Source organism: Vibrio sp. Vb0667, assembly GCF_033391095.1.
This window is the reverse complement of sequence record NZ_JAWPOL010000015.1, coordinates 31,866-48,366: the sequence shown is the minus strand read 5'-3', so window position 1 is coordinate 48,366 and position 16,501 is coordinate 31,866. Positions and strand designations below refer to the sequence as shown.

At 45.9% G+C, this 16,501-nt stretch carries 11 protein-coding genes; 5 read left to right on the top strand and 6 right to left on the bottom strand.

Features of this window, described 5'->3' with window-relative positions:
• The first annotated feature begins 83 nt into the window (after positions 1–83).
• Positions 84–416: a hypothetical protein gene (locus R8269_RS14755; protein ID WP_079878982.1), complete on the top strand. Its 333-nt coding sequence runs from the start codon at positions 84–86 to the stop codon at positions 414–416.
• 21 nt (positions 417–437) lie between these two features.
• On the opposite strand, the gene R8269_RS14750 is transcribed toward R8269_RS14755, so the two are convergent.
• The 5 genes from R8269_RS14750 to R8269_RS14730 all read right to left on the bottom strand — a co-directional run bounded on the left by R8269_RS14750 (position 438) and on the right by R8269_RS14730 (position 10,105).
• The gene (locus tag R8269_RS14750) at positions 438–1,355 is read right to left on the bottom strand and encodes a ParB/RepB/Spo0J family partition protein (RefSeq protein ID WP_206954275.1); all 918 of its coding nucleotides are present in this window, start codon (positions 1,353–1,355) and stop codon (positions 438–440) included.
• Positions 1,352–2,125 carry a ParA family protein gene (locus tag R8269_RS14745; RefSeq protein WP_017634061.1) on the bottom strand — a complete coding sequence of 258 codons (774 nt, stop codon included), beginning with the start codon at positions 2,123–2,125 and terminating at the stop codon, positions 1,352–1,354. The genes R8269_RS14750 and R8269_RS14745 overlap by 4 nt, the downstream gene beginning before the upstream one ends.
• 3 nt (positions 2,126–2,128) lie before the next feature.
• Positions 2,129–2,368: a hypothetical protein gene (locus R8269_RS14740; protein WP_017634062.1), complete on the bottom strand. Its 240-nt coding sequence runs from the start codon at positions 2,366–2,368 to the stop codon at positions 2,129–2,131.
• 553 nt (positions 2,369–2,921) lie between these two features.
• Positions 2,922–3,347, bottom strand: coding sequence for a hypothetical protein (locus R8269_RS14735; protein ID WP_206954274.1), 426 nt, complete (start codon positions 3,345–3,347; stop codon positions 2,922–2,924).
• A 38-nt stretch (positions 3,348–3,385) separates the two neighbouring features.
• Positions 3,386–10,105, bottom strand: coding sequence for an SNF2-related protein (locus R8269_RS14730; RefSeq protein WP_206954273.1), 6,720 nt, complete (start codon positions 10,103–10,105; stop codon positions 3,386–3,388).
• A gap of 381 nt (positions 10,106–10,486) precedes the next feature.
• Here R8269_RS14730 and R8269_RS14725 point away from each other — a divergent pair, with 381 nt between their 5' ends.
• Both R8269_RS14725 and R8269_RS14720 read left to right on the top strand, forming a co-directional pair.
• The gene (locus R8269_RS14725) at positions 10,487–12,160 is read left to right on the top strand and encodes a portal protein (protein WP_206954271.1); all 1,674 of its coding nucleotides are present in this window, start codon (positions 10,487–10,489) and stop codon (positions 12,158–12,160) included.
• A 13-nt stretch (positions 12,161–12,173) separates the two neighbouring features.
• Complete coding sequence (locus R8269_RS14720; protein ID WP_206954268.1) at positions 12,174–13,127, top strand: head processing protein; 954 nt, start codon at positions 12,174–12,176, stop codon at positions 13,125–13,127.
• 91 nt (positions 13,128–13,218) lie between these two features.
• On the opposite strand, the gene R8269_RS14715 is transcribed toward R8269_RS14720, so the two are convergent.
• The gene (locus R8269_RS14715) at positions 13,219–13,572 is read right to left on the bottom strand and encodes a hypothetical protein (protein ID WP_064369748.1); all 354 of its coding nucleotides are present in this window, start codon (positions 13,570–13,572) and stop codon (positions 13,219–13,221) included.
• A gap of 542 nt (positions 13,573–14,114) precedes the next feature.
• Here R8269_RS14715 and R8269_RS14710 point away from each other — a divergent pair.
• Together R8269_RS14710 and R8269_RS14705 are read left to right on the top strand one after the other, a co-directional pair.
• Positions 14,115–15,035 carry a hypothetical protein gene (locus R8269_RS14710; protein ID WP_206954370.1) on the top strand — a complete coding sequence of 307 codons (921 nt, stop codon included), beginning with the start codon at positions 14,115–14,117 and terminating at the stop codon, positions 15,033–15,035.
• 89 nt (positions 15,036–15,124) lie between these two features.
• Entirely contained in the window at positions 15,125–16,201 is a 1,077-nt protein-coding gene (locus tag R8269_RS14705) for a replication initiation protein (protein ID WP_054577229.1), read from the top strand.
• The last annotated feature ends 300 nt before the right edge of the window (positions 16,202–16,501 follow it).

Here is a 16,501-nt window from a genome sequence, read left to right as displayed (position 1 = left end):
TATATTGCCTATACAACCTTTATAGACACAAAAACGCCAGATTTAATTGTCAAATCTGGCGTTTTTGCATTTGGGAGTAGGGGATGTTTACTATCAGGCATCGTTATCACTACGGGCTAATCGACATAAACGAAGACGGCGTTGCCGATGGCCATTCAGTCGCAGGGAATGAGATCCCCGCTTTAAGGAAAGATGGCGAGTATATCTACAGACCATTTAAAGGGGCGCTAGATAATATCTATCTACTGCATGTCCAAAAGGTAAAGCTGGTGAATATCGTCGCTTATTGCGATGACGAACTAGGGCTATTTGGCTGGCAAGACGTGCCGCTCGATCACTATGTGGTTGGTGTCTACCGTGACGGCGGGTATTACGTCCTAACGAAAAACGGGCAGCTAATTAGCCACCCGCTTTAAAAGTTTTCGCATGCGAGAACTTTACACACGATACCCAACTAATTGAGCTTCACCAACTGGCACTTGCTCAAGTTCGCCATCATCAAACAGTACCGTTAGCTTGTCGCTATGCTTACCAGATGCGAACACCAAACCATGACGGTCATTAACCATCACACAAATGCTGGTAGGCTTTTGGTTTGCCGTAGGCTTTTTGCTTACTGGTGTCTTATCGGTCTTTTCTGCTTTCTCTGGTTTGCTAGGTTGAGGTGCAACTTCCACCTTGCTATCTAGCTCGCCAGTGCGCAGTTTTACACAATCTTGGCGTGTTAGCTTCTCGCCGCTTTCCAGCGCTTCACGAACGCGCTTAGAGTTATCGACGGTTGCTTTGCGTAGTTCGTTGATGGACTCTACATCACCAATAATCCCTTTTTGGAATGCTTCCAAAACAAAGTCAGGAGCTTTAAGCACATTTAGGTATTTCGAAATGTAGCCGTCTGATTTGCCAAGGCGCTTAGCCAAGCCACGGTTATCCAGATTGTGCTTTTTCTTTGCTTGGTCAAACGCCTTACCTAATTCGATTGGCGTTAAATCTTCTCGCTGAATGTTTTCGATGAGCTGACCAAAAATATCGCCCTTTTCACGGACAATACATTCAACGTGAGTTAGCTTGTCGCTCAACATAGCGGCGCGCCAACGGCGTTCACCCTCTTGGATTTTGTATCCCTTGCCATCGAACGGGTAAACAACGACAGGTTGAATTTGGCCGTTTTCTTCTAGGCTTTCGCATAACTCAAGTAGTGATTCATCGTTAAATTCTTCACGAACTTGCTCAACTGAATACAAAGAGTCTTTAGGGATAGCCAGCACTTTCGCTGCATCGCGGATTTCTACCGCTGATTCATCCAAGAGATTATCTAAGTCGCTAAGCTTGATTCGATCTCTTAAGCTTTTGGTCATGCTGTCACCTCTACCATGCGCTTGCAAAGTTCCTCACAAACCGCTGTAAAGCCGAATTTCTCAGCCGCTTTAGGGTTGGTTTCAATCAGTGCTTTGCCTTGGTTTAGAGCTTCACTTACGCGCGTTGTTTTAATCAGTTTGTTTTCAAAAACTAGGTTGCCGTACTCTTTACGAAGTTCCGCTTCCTGTTCGCGCTGGTCGTTTGTAATGTTGGCTTCGATAAGGTTTAGGACAATGCCTAATACTTCCAAGTCAGGGTTCATTCGACGGATTTGGCGCGAGGTCTTAACTAGCTCATTAACGCCTTTGATCGACATTTTTTGTGCTTGGCTAATGATAAGTAGCTTACTGGCCACAAGTAGCGCTGCATGCTGTAGCGCGTTCGCCGCTGGTGGACAGTCGATAAAGATATAGTCGTAGTCGTCTTTGATAAGGTCGATAGACTCAGCCACGTTTAAGATTTGTGATTGAGTAATGTTACCCATGCGCTTATCGCCGCCAATAACGTGTACGTTTTCGCTGACTTCGAAAGGTTTAGCCTTTACTGGATTTTCAAAAAGGTTGTAAGCGTTGTGTAGGCAGCTCGCAGATGTGTACTCTGGATTCTCGACCATTTCCGGTGCGATTGAGCCGCCTAAGTTGTTTTGTGGGTCAAAGTCCAGGAATAGACATTTGTTGCCTTGGCTAGCGATGCTAATGCCAAAGTTGTAAGTACAAGTTGTTTTACCAACGCCGCCTTTTTGGTTGGCAATCGCCATGATAATGCTCATTAATTAATTTCCTTTGCTGGTGGAATTTGTTTGCTGTTTTGGTTTGCTCAGTGCTACCTCAAGATCCTCGATATAGCACTGAACTACGTAATCAGTTGTACCGCCGCCGTGCATTGCTTTGTAAATAGCAGTGTGGCAAGGGCTTACACCCTTAACGCCATCAATGAGCTGCTTGGCTTTTCTGGTACTTCCTGCCTTTTGGACTAATTGATTTAATCTTTCGCATCGTTCCTTGGATGCCATATCAATGCCTCTCGATTGTTGTCACTGGCAACAGGCACACACTATACGTTGCCAGTAGCAACAGCACAAGAAAAAAAAGTAACAAACAGAACCGATTGCACAAGTTTTCGCATGCAAGAACATTAGATAAATTGTGAGATTGATTCCATGTGTTTTCGCATGCGAAAACTTTTTGACAATTCTATTACTTAACTAGGTTACAAAGAGCAGCGTCAACAGGCATAAGAAGGGAAAAAGCACCTAGTTGCATAATTCATTGTTTTTAATAAAAAATATTGAAAAACCTGTTGAATATGAAAATTATTTCATATACATTAAATTACAGATAGGCGGCAACAAAACTATTAGGGGTAGGATTGATTGCATCAAAGCTTATCTGTTCAACGTGCAATCCCCGCCATTTGTTCAGTGGCGGGGTTTATTTTTTCTATCTCAAAAGTTTTCGCATGCGAGAACTTTAAAACATCCCATTCCGTATAGTTTCGCATGCGAGAACTTCTTACCAAATTTCATGCAAAAAAATACCCGCCAAAAATGACGGGCATGCGAAAACTTAACGCATCGATTTGCTGTTAACACTCCACGCTTCGAGATTTACGTCCTCGATAGAATATTCAAATTCTTCATCATCGACGTAGTAGGTATGTAGGTTTGCTTGCCAGTAGCCTTTATCAACTTGCTCTTGCTGGTACGCCCACGCAGCACACAACAAAATCGCAGGGTCTTCGAAATTGAAGTGTTGCTCTGTGATCACTTCTGAATCGCTGCCAAGGTCATAACCATGCTTGGCCATGAGCGATTTAACCGCCCACCAATAAGCGCCATAGTGACGGTACATGAGCGGATTGGCTTTAAGTGTTTTGTAAATGCCATCTACTTGAGCTTGGATAAATGCTTCTTTGCTTTGCGCTGCTTCTAGCGCCTCATCGAGTAAGGGCTGTAGATCTTCAACGGTAGGCAATTTCACTTGGGTAATCATTGTTGTCTCCAAAAAGTTTTCGCATGCGAAAATTTGAGTTAGGCAGCTTCGGCCATTGTGTTATGAATGGTTAATAGCGATTTCGCTAGCAATTCCAAATCCGCTTTCGCAGAGATAAACCACCAGCCGCCATTAAATTCACTGCTTGTGTTTGATGCGAAGTCAGCGCCGTACTCGGCCTTAGCTTCCTTGTCACCAGCGAACATCACTTTAAGCGAACCTTTAAGGCCATTGTTGTCCATCAAACCAATGCGCTCGTATGGCTCTACAACAATCTCTTTTCGGTTGCGACCGCGCTTAGGCTTCCAGCTAATTGGTGAAGTCACCATTTTAACGTCGATGCCAATGCCTGACATTAGTTCGCTAAACTTCTCGATGCTCTCTACGTTAATGGCAGAGATATTATCGATTTTCACTTTCTGCGTTTCGGTCACTTTAACCTCGGCCTTTTCCGGCTTATCCGCATTTAGGTACTTCTCGATAAATTCCTCACGCTGTGCGCTGCGATAAGTGAATAGCGAACCATACGCACCTTTCATGCGATTCAATGACCAGTCATCCGAGAAGATTAGGCCATCACCGGATAGGAACTCACGTTCGCCAATAGCGTGTAGGTCAGCACATACCTTAAGCATGGTTTCTTGTGAGTTTTCGCCGTAAATCGCATCGACCTTTTTCAGTAGGTGAGTATCGGTCGTTGGTTTGTATTGCGTCATCCAGTACGCGATCTGTGATAGACGTTTCGCACGGTCAGGGTCGTTAGCCACCAGCTTAGTGAAGTCAGCGAATAGCTTATCTTCCAGCTCTGTGCGGTATTCGCTAGAGCGTTCGGTCAGAATATCGGTGTAACGAGTGAACTCACGAGCCGATAGGCGGCGCGCTTCGTGTGCGTTGGTGTAACCTGTCCATTTCAAATTGCTTAGATGGTTATCTAGCTCTTTAAGGAAAGTGATAGACGTTTTGTAAGTCGTCTCTGCTTTCAGCAGCGCTTCTTGATAAAGCTCAGGGTATTTTTCCTCGAATGCTTTGATCTCAAGTGTCACCAGTTCAACAACTTCCTGTTCGCTCACTTGGTTGCCGTTTTCCATCGCCTGTTTGTCCCAATCGCTACCGATAAAGAAACTTAGAATGTCGTGTTCCAACATCACGCGACCTTTATCTTCCAATTGCTTGGTTACTTGGTCGAGTAGGGCTTTCACGATCGCTTTATCGCTCGCATCTGGATAAATCAGCGTTTGGTCTGGTTCAACATCCAACCCCCACGGCGTAGAGAATGAGCCGTCAGCATTGCGCACCAAACAACGGCGGCTATTACCGTAGGCTTTCATTTTCTTCTCTGCTACCAGTTCAAAGAACGTCTCACGGTCAAACGTATGAGCGACTTCACTTAGTGGTACACCTTGGAGCGCTTTTGCTTCTAGCGCAGCTCTATCCTGATTCACTGGCGCAATTTCAATGATGCGCTCAACAGGTAGATCGACATAGTTGCGTGACGCTGGTTCGCCGTCCATTTCAGTAATAAAGCCGTCCACCGTGCCAGATTTACGGTCGAAGTTGGTGATCATGATTGTTGCTTTTGAATCGTACTCGGCGCTCCAAGAACGGCTCTTAACTTCGGCTTTGTAGGTGTAGCCATTACGCACAATCACACCGTTGCGAACAATGTATAACTCTGGATGAGTTAGGAAGTCAGGGTAATCCTTTAACACACCGTCATTGATGGCCAGCTCCATTGCTGGTTTCAATTTCTTGATGGTATCGCTCGCTTTGTCGCGGTTTTTGGTCGCTGCCTCATAGGTTTTGATTTGGCTTTCTAGCGCAAACAGTCTGCCTTTGGTGCGTTGGTAGTTTTTGTGCTGCCAACTGCCGCGCTTCTCGCCCTCGGCACGTAGGCGATCTTCTTCCACCTCTTTGCGTAGTGGCTCTAACTTCTCGCGTAGCTCGGCCAGCTCGCCCTCAACCGCACTCACATCCAAAGCAAGCATTTGGGTGGCTTTGATGTACTTGCTAACGTTAATACTTGCTAGTCGGCGTTCCTCTAATTTGCGCTTGCGCTCAGCTTGACGCTTAGCCGCTTCGATACGGGCTTTCGCCTCTTCTGGATTTGCTGCCAGCATGATTGCAGTTTCGTCGGCTGCGTCTGCATCGGCGTTCGCAATGTACTTTTCATCACCTTTGAACATTGTCTCAATCCAAGTGGCTTTGCGTTGGATTGTGGCCAAGCGGAAATCATCGAATGAGCCTTTCGACGTGTAGTAGTGAACGTTCACGCTGTTTTGTTTAGAGCCAACACGCGCGCCACGGCCATTACGCTGTGTGATACTCATTGGAGTCCAAGGTAGCGTTAAGTGGTGAATATCGGTTGTGCCATGATGCAGGTTGATGCCGACTTCGCCTTTTTTATTGAGGATCATGAATTTGTATTTCGAGGTGTTGTAAGCATTGGCCATTGCTTCCAAACCCGCTTCCTCATCGTCCTCAGTCGCTTTAGAGCCTTTCTTACCCGCAACGGTATCGCTGTTCAAAATACCGATTTCAGACAGCTTACAACCAACAAAATCCGCAATGATTCGCGCGACTTTCTTGTGCTGTGTTTTTTCTTCGGTAAAGACAAGCTGCTTACCGCCAGCCAGATAAATCTCGCGCGCGTTCTCAAGGAACTTGGCGTACTTAGGGGAGACAGGGTGCGTAAATTTCAACTTGGCCTTGTCACAAATGTTTGTGAATCGGTCATCAAGTTGCTGGTGGAGCTGAACCACGCAGTGATCGCCCTCGACCTTAACGCTCTTATCAACCTTAACTTGGATTTTGCTTAGCTTAACCGTGCCGTCTGGTGCCACATCCTCAAAAGCGACCGTGACGGTATTTGGTAGCTTAGCGACTGCCGCCTCTACCTCTTTCTTGCTGTCCTTGGCGAATCGGTAGGTAACACGCTCATAGTACAAATCAAGGTCTGTACTTACCTTGTCCATTTTACGGATTAGGCCGAAAACCGTGTCGTTAGGGTATTGCTCGACAATCTCTTGGTTTTCGTCTTTGTCTGGATTACTGATTGCGTCAGCGCGCTGGCGTAGTTCCTCATATAGCGCTTCCTGTTCGCTATTCATTTGGACAACGCTTTGCTGGCTAATCAGGTCAGGAATGTGAACGTTGGCACCAACGGATTTAGCATCCTCGATCGTCATGTAGCGGTTAACGATGTTTCGAAGTGCGTCTAGGTTTTGGAATCCGAGTAGGGCTTCACGCTGTTCAACTTCGCCCGAGATCTTAGTAACCAGCGCTTCGCCAGTCTTACCAAACATGCGGATAAAGTCGTCGCTGTCAAAGATCCCCATCTTGGCAAACGTGTCTGCCGGAATGATGTGGGACAGCATATTGAACATATCAACAGGGCTGTTTACGGTTGGCGTAGCTGTTAGGAAGTAAACGCCTCGACCGTCATTGCGAGCCTTAATGACGTTGTTCTTAAGCTGCATATCGATAGCGCGATCGGCTTGCGCTTGGCTAGGCAAGAATGCCAGATTGTTTCGGTATGAGCCGCCCTTGTACGAGTTGCGGAAATCATGCGCCTCATCGACCATAACCGAATCGAATAGCAAGTCCTCAAAGTACGGTAGTTCTTCGTTTTTGGCCGTACCATCGTCAGCATATTTCGCTTCAAAGCGCGCGTTCTTCGCTTGCTCTGTGTGACTTTCCGCTTCCTTAACTAGCTTGCTTGAACCAGCAATCAAACCAGCATCGCGCATTTCAAGCACGTTGGCCGAAATCGTTTCCGGCTTCAATGGAATGCGGTTGTACACGTCTTTTGTCATTACCACGATGCGAGCGGTTGACTGTGTAAGCTGGTGGAGCTGTTCTGCTACGCGCTTGCCGTTTGTGTCTACGGTCAGTTTGGCGCGCAAGATAGGATCCCCTTTCTTGTCTAACTTCGGTTCGCCCGTTTCATCTAATACCGGTTCCCGAATGATTTTTCCGTCATCGTCTTTGTGAACTTCAAGGCCGATAAATACCTTGTCAGATAGATTGCTTTCACCAAAGAACAGGTCGGACTCATAGAACCAGTTCTCTAACACGGATTTAGGAACAACGATGGCCACACGGTTAGCGCGTTTGGTTTCTAGGTTGTGCTGCACGAGGCCAAGGCCAGTGAGCGTTTTACCCAAGCCAGTACCAAAGGCAATAATGCCGTTACCGTCTGCACTGTGACGGCGAATCGTTGAGTTTTGGTAAGGTAGGAACTCAATCGCACCAGATACGCCATTTAGCGTTAGTGGTGAGTCATCAAACTCCGGCTTAATCCAACCGTTAAACGTATTGTTGTAAACCTGTTCCAAGTATTCTGAATGGTCAGATGATGCAATCCATGTGGAAAACTCATCATCGAGGCGGCGCATTTGTTCACGGATAAGTGATTTATCTTCGTTCTTACTACCGCCACGAACCGCACCATAGTTGATGTACGATTCAATTTGACGCTCAAATCGCTCATCGCTGTTCGCTGCTTTACCTTTCACGCCATTACGAGTTAGGCCGTCAATCCATTCGCCATCACGCCAGCGGTAGCCAGTAAGGTATTGGCCGGATTCGCTTTGTACGAAATCCTCAAAGCCGTCCTTATCCTCGGTAAAGTCGCCCAAGATAAATTCCGTGTAGCCACGGTCATGCAGGAACTCAAGCATGATGTTTTTAGGAATCCACTTATCGGTAAGCTTCATCTTCACATCGGCAATCGAGATCTTGTTTCGCTTAGATTCGATGGCTTGGATTTGGCGCATGATGTTAGCTTTCACGGTATCGCTGGTGGCCGATACTAATTGTGCGGTCAGCTGATCCATGCGCTTACCGACTAGGCCAGTCGTCGCTTTATGGAATGCCGTCACCGTGCCGTCAGGGTTTACCGCTACCTCATCCATGTTCGCTAGGTAATCAAGCAACTGCTCATCGCTCATCGCATCGATACCGCTTGCGGTGTAATACGTGCGAACGTCATGCAGTGTCAGTGTGGTTATGCCTAGTTCACGGTCACATAGATGGAACACGTCACCAATGCGAGACGAACGGTATTGAACGGTCAGCTCACGCTTAAGGTCGCCTTTGAGTAGGTCAGACAGTTTGCCCTTAGAATCGATCGATGAGTGGTAGTAATTCCATGCAGAGACGTACTTCTCGCTTAAGTTGCTTAGCGCTTTCTTCGATACCTTAGAGCCGCCCATTAGTGCGTTCAGCTCTAACACTTCGCCGCTTAACTTCACGCGATATTGTTCGGTCTGGAAGTCCTCCGCGCCCATTGCCATGTTGGCCAAGTCGCTATTGGATGTCGTTCGGCTACCAGCAACCAGCGTTGCAAGTGTTTGAACTTTCATGCCAAGTAGAATGCCTTTGTAAGCGTGTTCTTGGCTTGCTTTTGGCAGCTTGGCAATCTCGCGCATTAGGGCTTTAAAGTCGTCATGACACAAGTAACCGTAATCTTCGAAAAGCTTGAGCGCTTGGCTGGCCGATAGCTTAAGCATCGATTCAGTAGAGTAGGTGATAGAACCGATCTCATCGGTGTTATCTACGCCATAGGTCGCCTTACTGATAACGCCTGTTTTCGCATTGCTTTCAGATAGCTCCCATTCGCCATCAATCATTTCGTACTGCTGGCCATTGCGGAAAATCGTGTCTCCATCGGAGTATTTCGCGCTCACTGGCTCGCTAACCGCTTCATCGAGTAACATCCAATCAATGCGACTGTCAAAGCGGCGCATTAACGACTCTTTAATATCATCGTTAGAACGGTTGCCACGCTTCACGACTTTGCGCGCAAACTTACCTACGCCCTCAACAGTCTGTTCGCCGTTGATGAATTTCTTACCCTCGCGCTCGAACCACTTACCTTTGAGCCAAGTGTCCCAAAGTACGTTAGATTCAATCAGCGTGTCGCGGTCGGCGCTATCAATCAGTGCTTTCGCTTGGTCGCTGTGTTTGCGCCAGATAACAAGGTCAGTTACTACGCCCGTATCAGCGAACGTGCCCGTTGGTAGTCGGTGCGCGCCCAAAAACTCCGCTTTAAGCGCGAGTTGTGTACGCCACTTCTCAAGGTTTTTCGCATCACAAATACGAGTTGGCAGCACTAGGGCAATCAAGCCACCAGCTTTCGCTTTATCGATAGAACGAGAAACGAAATACTGATCAGCGTACTTAATGTCTTTGTACGCTTTGTCTTTCATCGCGCTAGCGTCTCGAACACCATAAGGCGGGTTGCCGATCACTAGGTCAAAGTCGCCAATGCCAGGATTAGTTGCTACCGCTTCGAATGCCGATTGGATTACATGGTCTTCGGGGTGAAGAATTTGGTTGATGGCCGCTGAGGTCTGATCCATTTCTACCGATGTAGTCAGGGTGCCTTTAGGTTTGGTTTCGCTAAATACGCCCACGCCCGAACTTGGTTCAAGTACGCTACCGCCAGTAAAGTCATAGGAACGAACTGCATCCCAAGTCGCGCTCGCCAGCCATTTAGGCGTGTAGTATTCGTTGGTGGAGCCACCGATACCGCCAAAACCTGTGTAGTCGCGCAGAGCTGCTTTATCTTCGGGTGAAACGTTGGAGTAGTCGCCGTTGTACTTGGCGAGAATATCTTTGGCTAGTTGGTTAGCCTTAAGGCGCTGGTGGCCTTTTGGAGTGTCGCTAATATCGACAGCGAGCAAGGCTTCAAACTGGCGTACCAGTTCATCGATTGTTGTCGCCTGTTCAATACTGCGGGTTAAATCAGTGTTCATTGAACGTGCCTTTTATTCTTTGGATAAAAGCCAAAAAAAAAGTCGAGCTTTCGCCCGACTTTTTCCTTTCCTATTCCCCATCCCAAAAAAACGCCACTATCAATATCAATTTAAGTTAATGAATAATCTAAAATATCTAAGGAAGTAGATTTTTAGGGACGAGAGAATTATTCCGAACACGGTTATTATCATCAAGAGTAAAAATTAGTGTTTTTGGTGAGTAACCAAGATTCAAAGGCAAGCAATTGAACTTTGACTAAAAAAAATTAACGCATAGAAAATCAATGATTTATTAGCGTATTGGTCACATTGACGCGATGCGCTATCATCCAAGATCATCCCCATCCCTGTAAAAAGCGCCTCAAATTACCGAGGTCGCACATGTCGCAAAACAAGGCATCAATTGGGCTAGCGGCAGCTTTAAAACAAGCGTTCCCTTTCTTTAACGAGAATGACGATAAAGAGAGTGGGATAAGTTTTGAATCTGGCGCTGGATACACGGGATCGCCATTCCACGATCGCGAACACCAATTAGATGAAAGCAACGGCGCTCTGACCAATGACGGTCGAAAAAGCTCAGACCGCTTTTTTCTGCACAAGCTGCCGAAAGATCGCTTCATGCTATATCCGATACTCAAGGAAATGGCCGAGGACAGCACGATTGATGCCGCGCTCAATCTGCACCTTGGTCACGCTCTTTCGGTATCAAACGACAATGGCATGGCTGTGTATCTTCATCCAACCGATGAGAAGTACGCCGAGTACGTAGGCCGTCTTAACCGAGAGCTGCTAACTCCAATCAACGAAAACCTAATGAACTGGACGTATTCAACGCTGGTTTATGGGGTTAACTATGTTCGCCCATACACGAAAGAGGGCGTGGGTATTACTCACTTTGAGGCCAACTACTACACGTTGCCAAACCAAATTCGTGAGTACGAACGTTCGGGCGAGCTAGCGGGATTTACTGCGGAATATCTACAAACCCGAGCGAACGGCGAACAGGTACGCCTTGCCGAGCCTTGGGCGCTTATCCCACTAAAAATGCCAATCTGGCGACCAGATATGGATATACCGCCAGTTAACTACACTGGCCAGCGCTACTCACTTTATGACGATGCGTATTCACGCATGCCAATCGAGACGCAGAACTACGGCACATCCATTCTTCTTACCTGTTTTGAGGCTTGGTCGATGCTTCGCCAGTCCATTGCAGCGCTCGGCGCAAGTCGTGTGAATGCTTCACTTATCGATCGCATGGTAGCGGTAAACACTGACGGCTTAGATGCGGCCGGAGCTGCGGAATACATCAACATGGTCGCTGACCAGATGAAGCAAGACCGTCAAGAGGTGGTAGACCGTTCCCGCAAGCTAGGTTTCATTCCAACCGTCATCAACACGCTATTGCCATTTATGGGCGGCGCTAAAGGTGGCTTGCAGATCGATACCTTTACCACTGACCCGAATATCTCCCACATCGAAGACATTATGTTTCACCTTAAACGCTTAGCCGGAACGCTTGGCGTAGACCCATCCATGCTTGGGTTTGGTGATCTTCTTTCTGGTGGACTAGGCGAGGGCGGCTTCTTCCGCACTTCGATTCAATCTGCACTACGCGCCAACCAAATCCGCGCAGCCGTGGTGGCGTTCGTTAAGCGCGCTATCGACATTCACACCATCTACCGAGACGGCAAGGTGTGGAATGACAACGATATGCCATTCGAGATCCAATTTAACTCTCTCAACACAGCTATCGAGCAAGAGAAGTTGGCCGCAATGGAGTCGCAAGCGAACTACGCAACCATGCTGACTACCGTGCTTGACCTTATCGAGCAATCCCCAATCGGCAAGTCTCCGAAACTCAAAAACCATCTTTACACGTCCGTTGTTGGCCTCGATTCCGAGCTGGCCAATGAAGTCATTTCCGAGCTCGCGGCTCAAGTGGCCAAGAACGACAAAATGATGGAATCCATTGGCATGACTGACCAAAGCGAAGCGGAACGATTCGTTAGAGACGTAGTTCTCGACCTACTAACCGAAATCCAAAGCCATTAATGGAGAAAAGAAAGTGACAGCAAAAGCACTTAAACAAGTATCCGACCGTTTCAGCCTATTCAATGACGGTCGCAAGCTTAGCGCCAACAAGCGCAATTACATCATCAAAGCCGTGCAAGCGATGATCAACAGCCCACGAACTCAAGAGCTACTACGACTAGGCGAAGCGTATGGTTACTATGGCCATCAATCCCGCCAACGCGCTAATAAGCTCTCAATCGGTGAAACTGAGGTGATCATGATTAATGGTCGTCCGGTTGTGGTAGAAAACGTGCCATCTAACCGCACAGTCTCTATCACCTGTTCAGATGACGGTATTGTTGAACACACTCAAGAGTTTTTAGATACCGATACAGGCCGTATCGCTTTAGGTTTGCACAATAGCCGTGCTGGTGGTTGGAGTTGGGCGACTGGTGGCCAAGATACACGCGAGGCATCGATCACGACTTCATATCACGGTATGGACTACGTGTTGCAGCCGAACTATATCAGCCTAGACCATCCGGCCATGATGATGGAAAGTGCGAACAGCAAGCAAATGATCCTCGAATCGCTACAGGAACAAGGTTTTGATGAGGAATCCGCGCGTAATATCTACGCGAACATGACTCAACAGACCAATGTTGAGCTTGTCGGTGATCTTACTAACCAGCTTATGTACCTAGAAAGCGTGAATGCAGAGTTGCGTGAAAAGGTAGAGCAAAACGCTAAGGCAACCTCGATGCTGCTTGATGTTGTGGACTCTTTACCTATCTATGTAACCGATGCGCAGCGCAGAGCGATCGCCAACATGGCCACCAAGGAAGATCATCAAGTGGTGCGAGCTATGTTTGAGTCGCTAGGTTCCCGAAAAATGGCAACTTTACCGACAAATAGCTACGTTCCAGTAGAGCAAAAAGTGAGTGTTGCGCCTCAAATTAAACAGCAATTCGTCAACTTCGGATCTTCATCACGAAAATTCCAATAAGTTGATCAATTAAAAAGCGCCACCAGCGATTAGTAATTAAGTACAAAAAACACTCAATTAAATCGAAAATTCTGGTGGCCAATTCGGAATTTTATAAATCACTAGGCGCGACAGGACGCAAGTAGAGTTTATCTTTCTTGAAGTGCGTTGGTCGCCAGTCCCAACCAGCGATAGATACGCTATCTCGCGCGCCAGCAATATACGACACTGAGCGCAACACATTGACACCCTTATCAAAGTTAATCGCCTTATCGGCCTTTAGAACGAGTCTGCCGTCTTTTTGGCTATGCAAACCAAAGGTGCAACCTGAGATTGTTACTAACAAATCCAACGGTAGCGCTGGGGCGTTCTTTTTTGGGAACTGTCGGCGCTTAAATTGTTGTTTTAATTGGTTAACTTGAGTTTCTAATTGCTGTTCAGCACTTGGTGGGGGAGTAAATTTCATCACAGAGTTATCCACAAAATTAGGTGTGTTCGGAATATTAACACGTCCAAAAGGAGTTTAAATAGATAAAATTTTTGGTAAACTCTAGCGCCAGATGGTAACGCCCCTTGTTCGGAATCACTTTGATACAGGGACTTGTTTGATCAACCATTTACGATCAATAATAGGGGAGTTTTTCTGTAATTAGATCATGACGATACCGTGATAGAGAGAAAGTGATTCGATTTCGGGCAACAGAAAATAAAAAAGCCCGCTTTGGCGAGCGGGCTTTCTTACTCAAATCGAGCTTTAAGCGGCAAACTTAAAGCGTCACGACAAACGAACTTAAGGAAAGTCATTATGCCGTAATGAATTAGACCGAAGCCTAATCAGGTGAGACAACGAGGTTGGCAGCCAAGAAGTCTCATTTAGATTGAATGTTTTTGAGCGATTTAGAACATCAATCTCAGCGAGCGTTACTTACACAACACTGAATCAGGTGTAAGTATAACGTTCAAAGAGATCGGTGGCAAATTTTTGCGTCTTTTTTTTGAGCGAATTTTATGCAAATTACACCTCTTTTGCTGAATCCTCGTTACTGGAAGTCAGGATTCAGAACACAAGCTTCCAATATCAAAGCCAATAAACCATTGGCACAACGTAAGCTTGCTTGCCTACTAGAAACTATCTCAAGCTTTATCCTTAAGCATGGTCACACTTGCTTTGCTTCAAGCGATACCTTAGCGCGCACCTACAACGAGAACTGTCACCGTTACGGCTGTAAGCCAATCATAAAGCGCACTATTGATAACTACATCAAAAGCGCAAAAGAGCTTGGCCTGATCGCTTATGGCCAGCCAAAGCCAAACAATGCAACAGGTCAGAGTCAACGTCACATCACTCTATGCGTTGATGGCATCCAAAACATGTTCACTGGTGCATACAAATACGCGCTACAAGCGGCAGAGAAGTTTTGTAATAGACAAAAATTGCATTTAGGGGGGGCTTCTGTGGAAAAACCTCTTGAAGCCAGTGCTGACAAGGCTTGCGAGCAATCAGACAAAAACAAAAATTGCAGCATAAATACAAAAGATCTCTCTACAGAGAGTAAAAATAAAATTAATAACGGTATCCCGTCTGATTCTTGGTTTTTGAAAATCTTCAAACGTGACGCTAACGAGGTGAAAGAACTTCAACTAGCTGCTAAGCAAGGCCGCCTATCAGCTAGTGGAGCTCGTCGTGTTATCAAGCTGTACAACAAGCACCAACAGCCTTTAGCGCCTAAGTTCATGTCATACCTTAAGTTTGTAATTGCTAGCTGGCACAACAAGGCTGCAAGCGCCGTGAAAGCTAGCGTGAACAAGGTTCGTGATACAGCCACCATGTTAGCAGAGTACATGAACACCATTTCCGAGAAAGAGTCTCAAGGCTTAGTTGAATACTATCGTGACGCAGTTGGGCGAGTACAAGTCAGGTATCTGTAATCACTGCTTGATGTGAGTATTTCTATACATGCGTGACCTAAAATGTGTCATAATTACCTAAATCTTGTTATTTATGGATGTGCATTTGCATGAGTGATGAAGAATATTTCTACCCTGCGGTAAGCGATAACCTCCCGAAACATATCAAAAAAGGCCATCAACTGGTCTTTAGTCGTCAAGATCTATCCGCTAGGGAAGCAGATATGTTTGCGTTGATGATTGCACATATGAAACCAAGTGATTGGGAACAGAAAACACCACACTATGAGTTTACTTCACATCAATTATCAGAGTGGTTAGGTGTTGAGTCTAAACATATCGGTAGCAACTTAAGTCCAGTAGCGAACCGCCTAGCTAGTCGAAAAATCGGGATAAAGGTGGAAACCCCGAAAGGTGATATTGAATTCGACTATAGACCTCTTTTTAAACATATCGCTTATAAACACGGCATACTTACGATGGTTCCTAACGATATGCTCAAACCTGAGTATATTGAATATAATCAAGGATTTGCTCTGATTAATACTCGCAATTTCTTTGAGGTGAAAAAGGAGTATTCTAAGCGCTTGTACGAACTGCTTAGTCGCTTCAAAGACAAGGGCTTTGAAATGCATGCGCAAAAGCTTAGTGAACTGAAAGGAATATTTGGGCTTTTGGACGAATCAGGGAAGCTGAAAAAAGATAAAAGTTCCTTCAAAAACAACAGCGTATTTATGAAACGTTGTATCAGGGAAAGCATTAAAGAACTTTCTGAACACCCTCAGATTAGCAAAGAGCTTCTATTTTTAGAAAGCAGCCAAGGTGATAAGGGTTTTGAGGTTGTAAAGAAAGGTAGAACCATTACTGGAATCAAGTTTCTCTTCCGGTGGGTTAAACTAGGTTCAATTGATGAACTAAATCAACACGATGCTCTTAAGACAATTCGACAACTTGAATTGAAAAGGCTTCAAAACCAAGTCAGACTCACCGAGTCTGAACTAGAATCACTTGCCATCGCGTACCGCTATGTGGGTAAAGAAGACCACGCTCTTAAAGTTGAAGCTAGCTTGTCAAAGCGACACTCAGAAAAAGAGCAACAAAAGCATGATGATGGAATGCATGAATTAGAGTCGTTAATGGAAAAGATAGATACCCTTTCAGAACTAACCGATACACACGATTACTGATAGCTAACAAGTTTTAGGTCATGGGCTCGATAGATGACATTTTCTAGGTTGAAATGAGCTATGTGACACATTTTAGGTATATGGGAGGGAATTCGACGTGATCATTGACTCGAAAGTAGAAAAAACCGGACAAGACTCCTATACAACCATCTCACACACCTAAAATATGTCATTTAAGAACAGAAACACCTAAAACCTGTTATCCAATCACCTGATATATGATCACTTTCACCTAGATTATGTAGCACTAAAGCCTGTAAGAAGATCACAAACACCTAATAAATGATCAATTAAACCTAG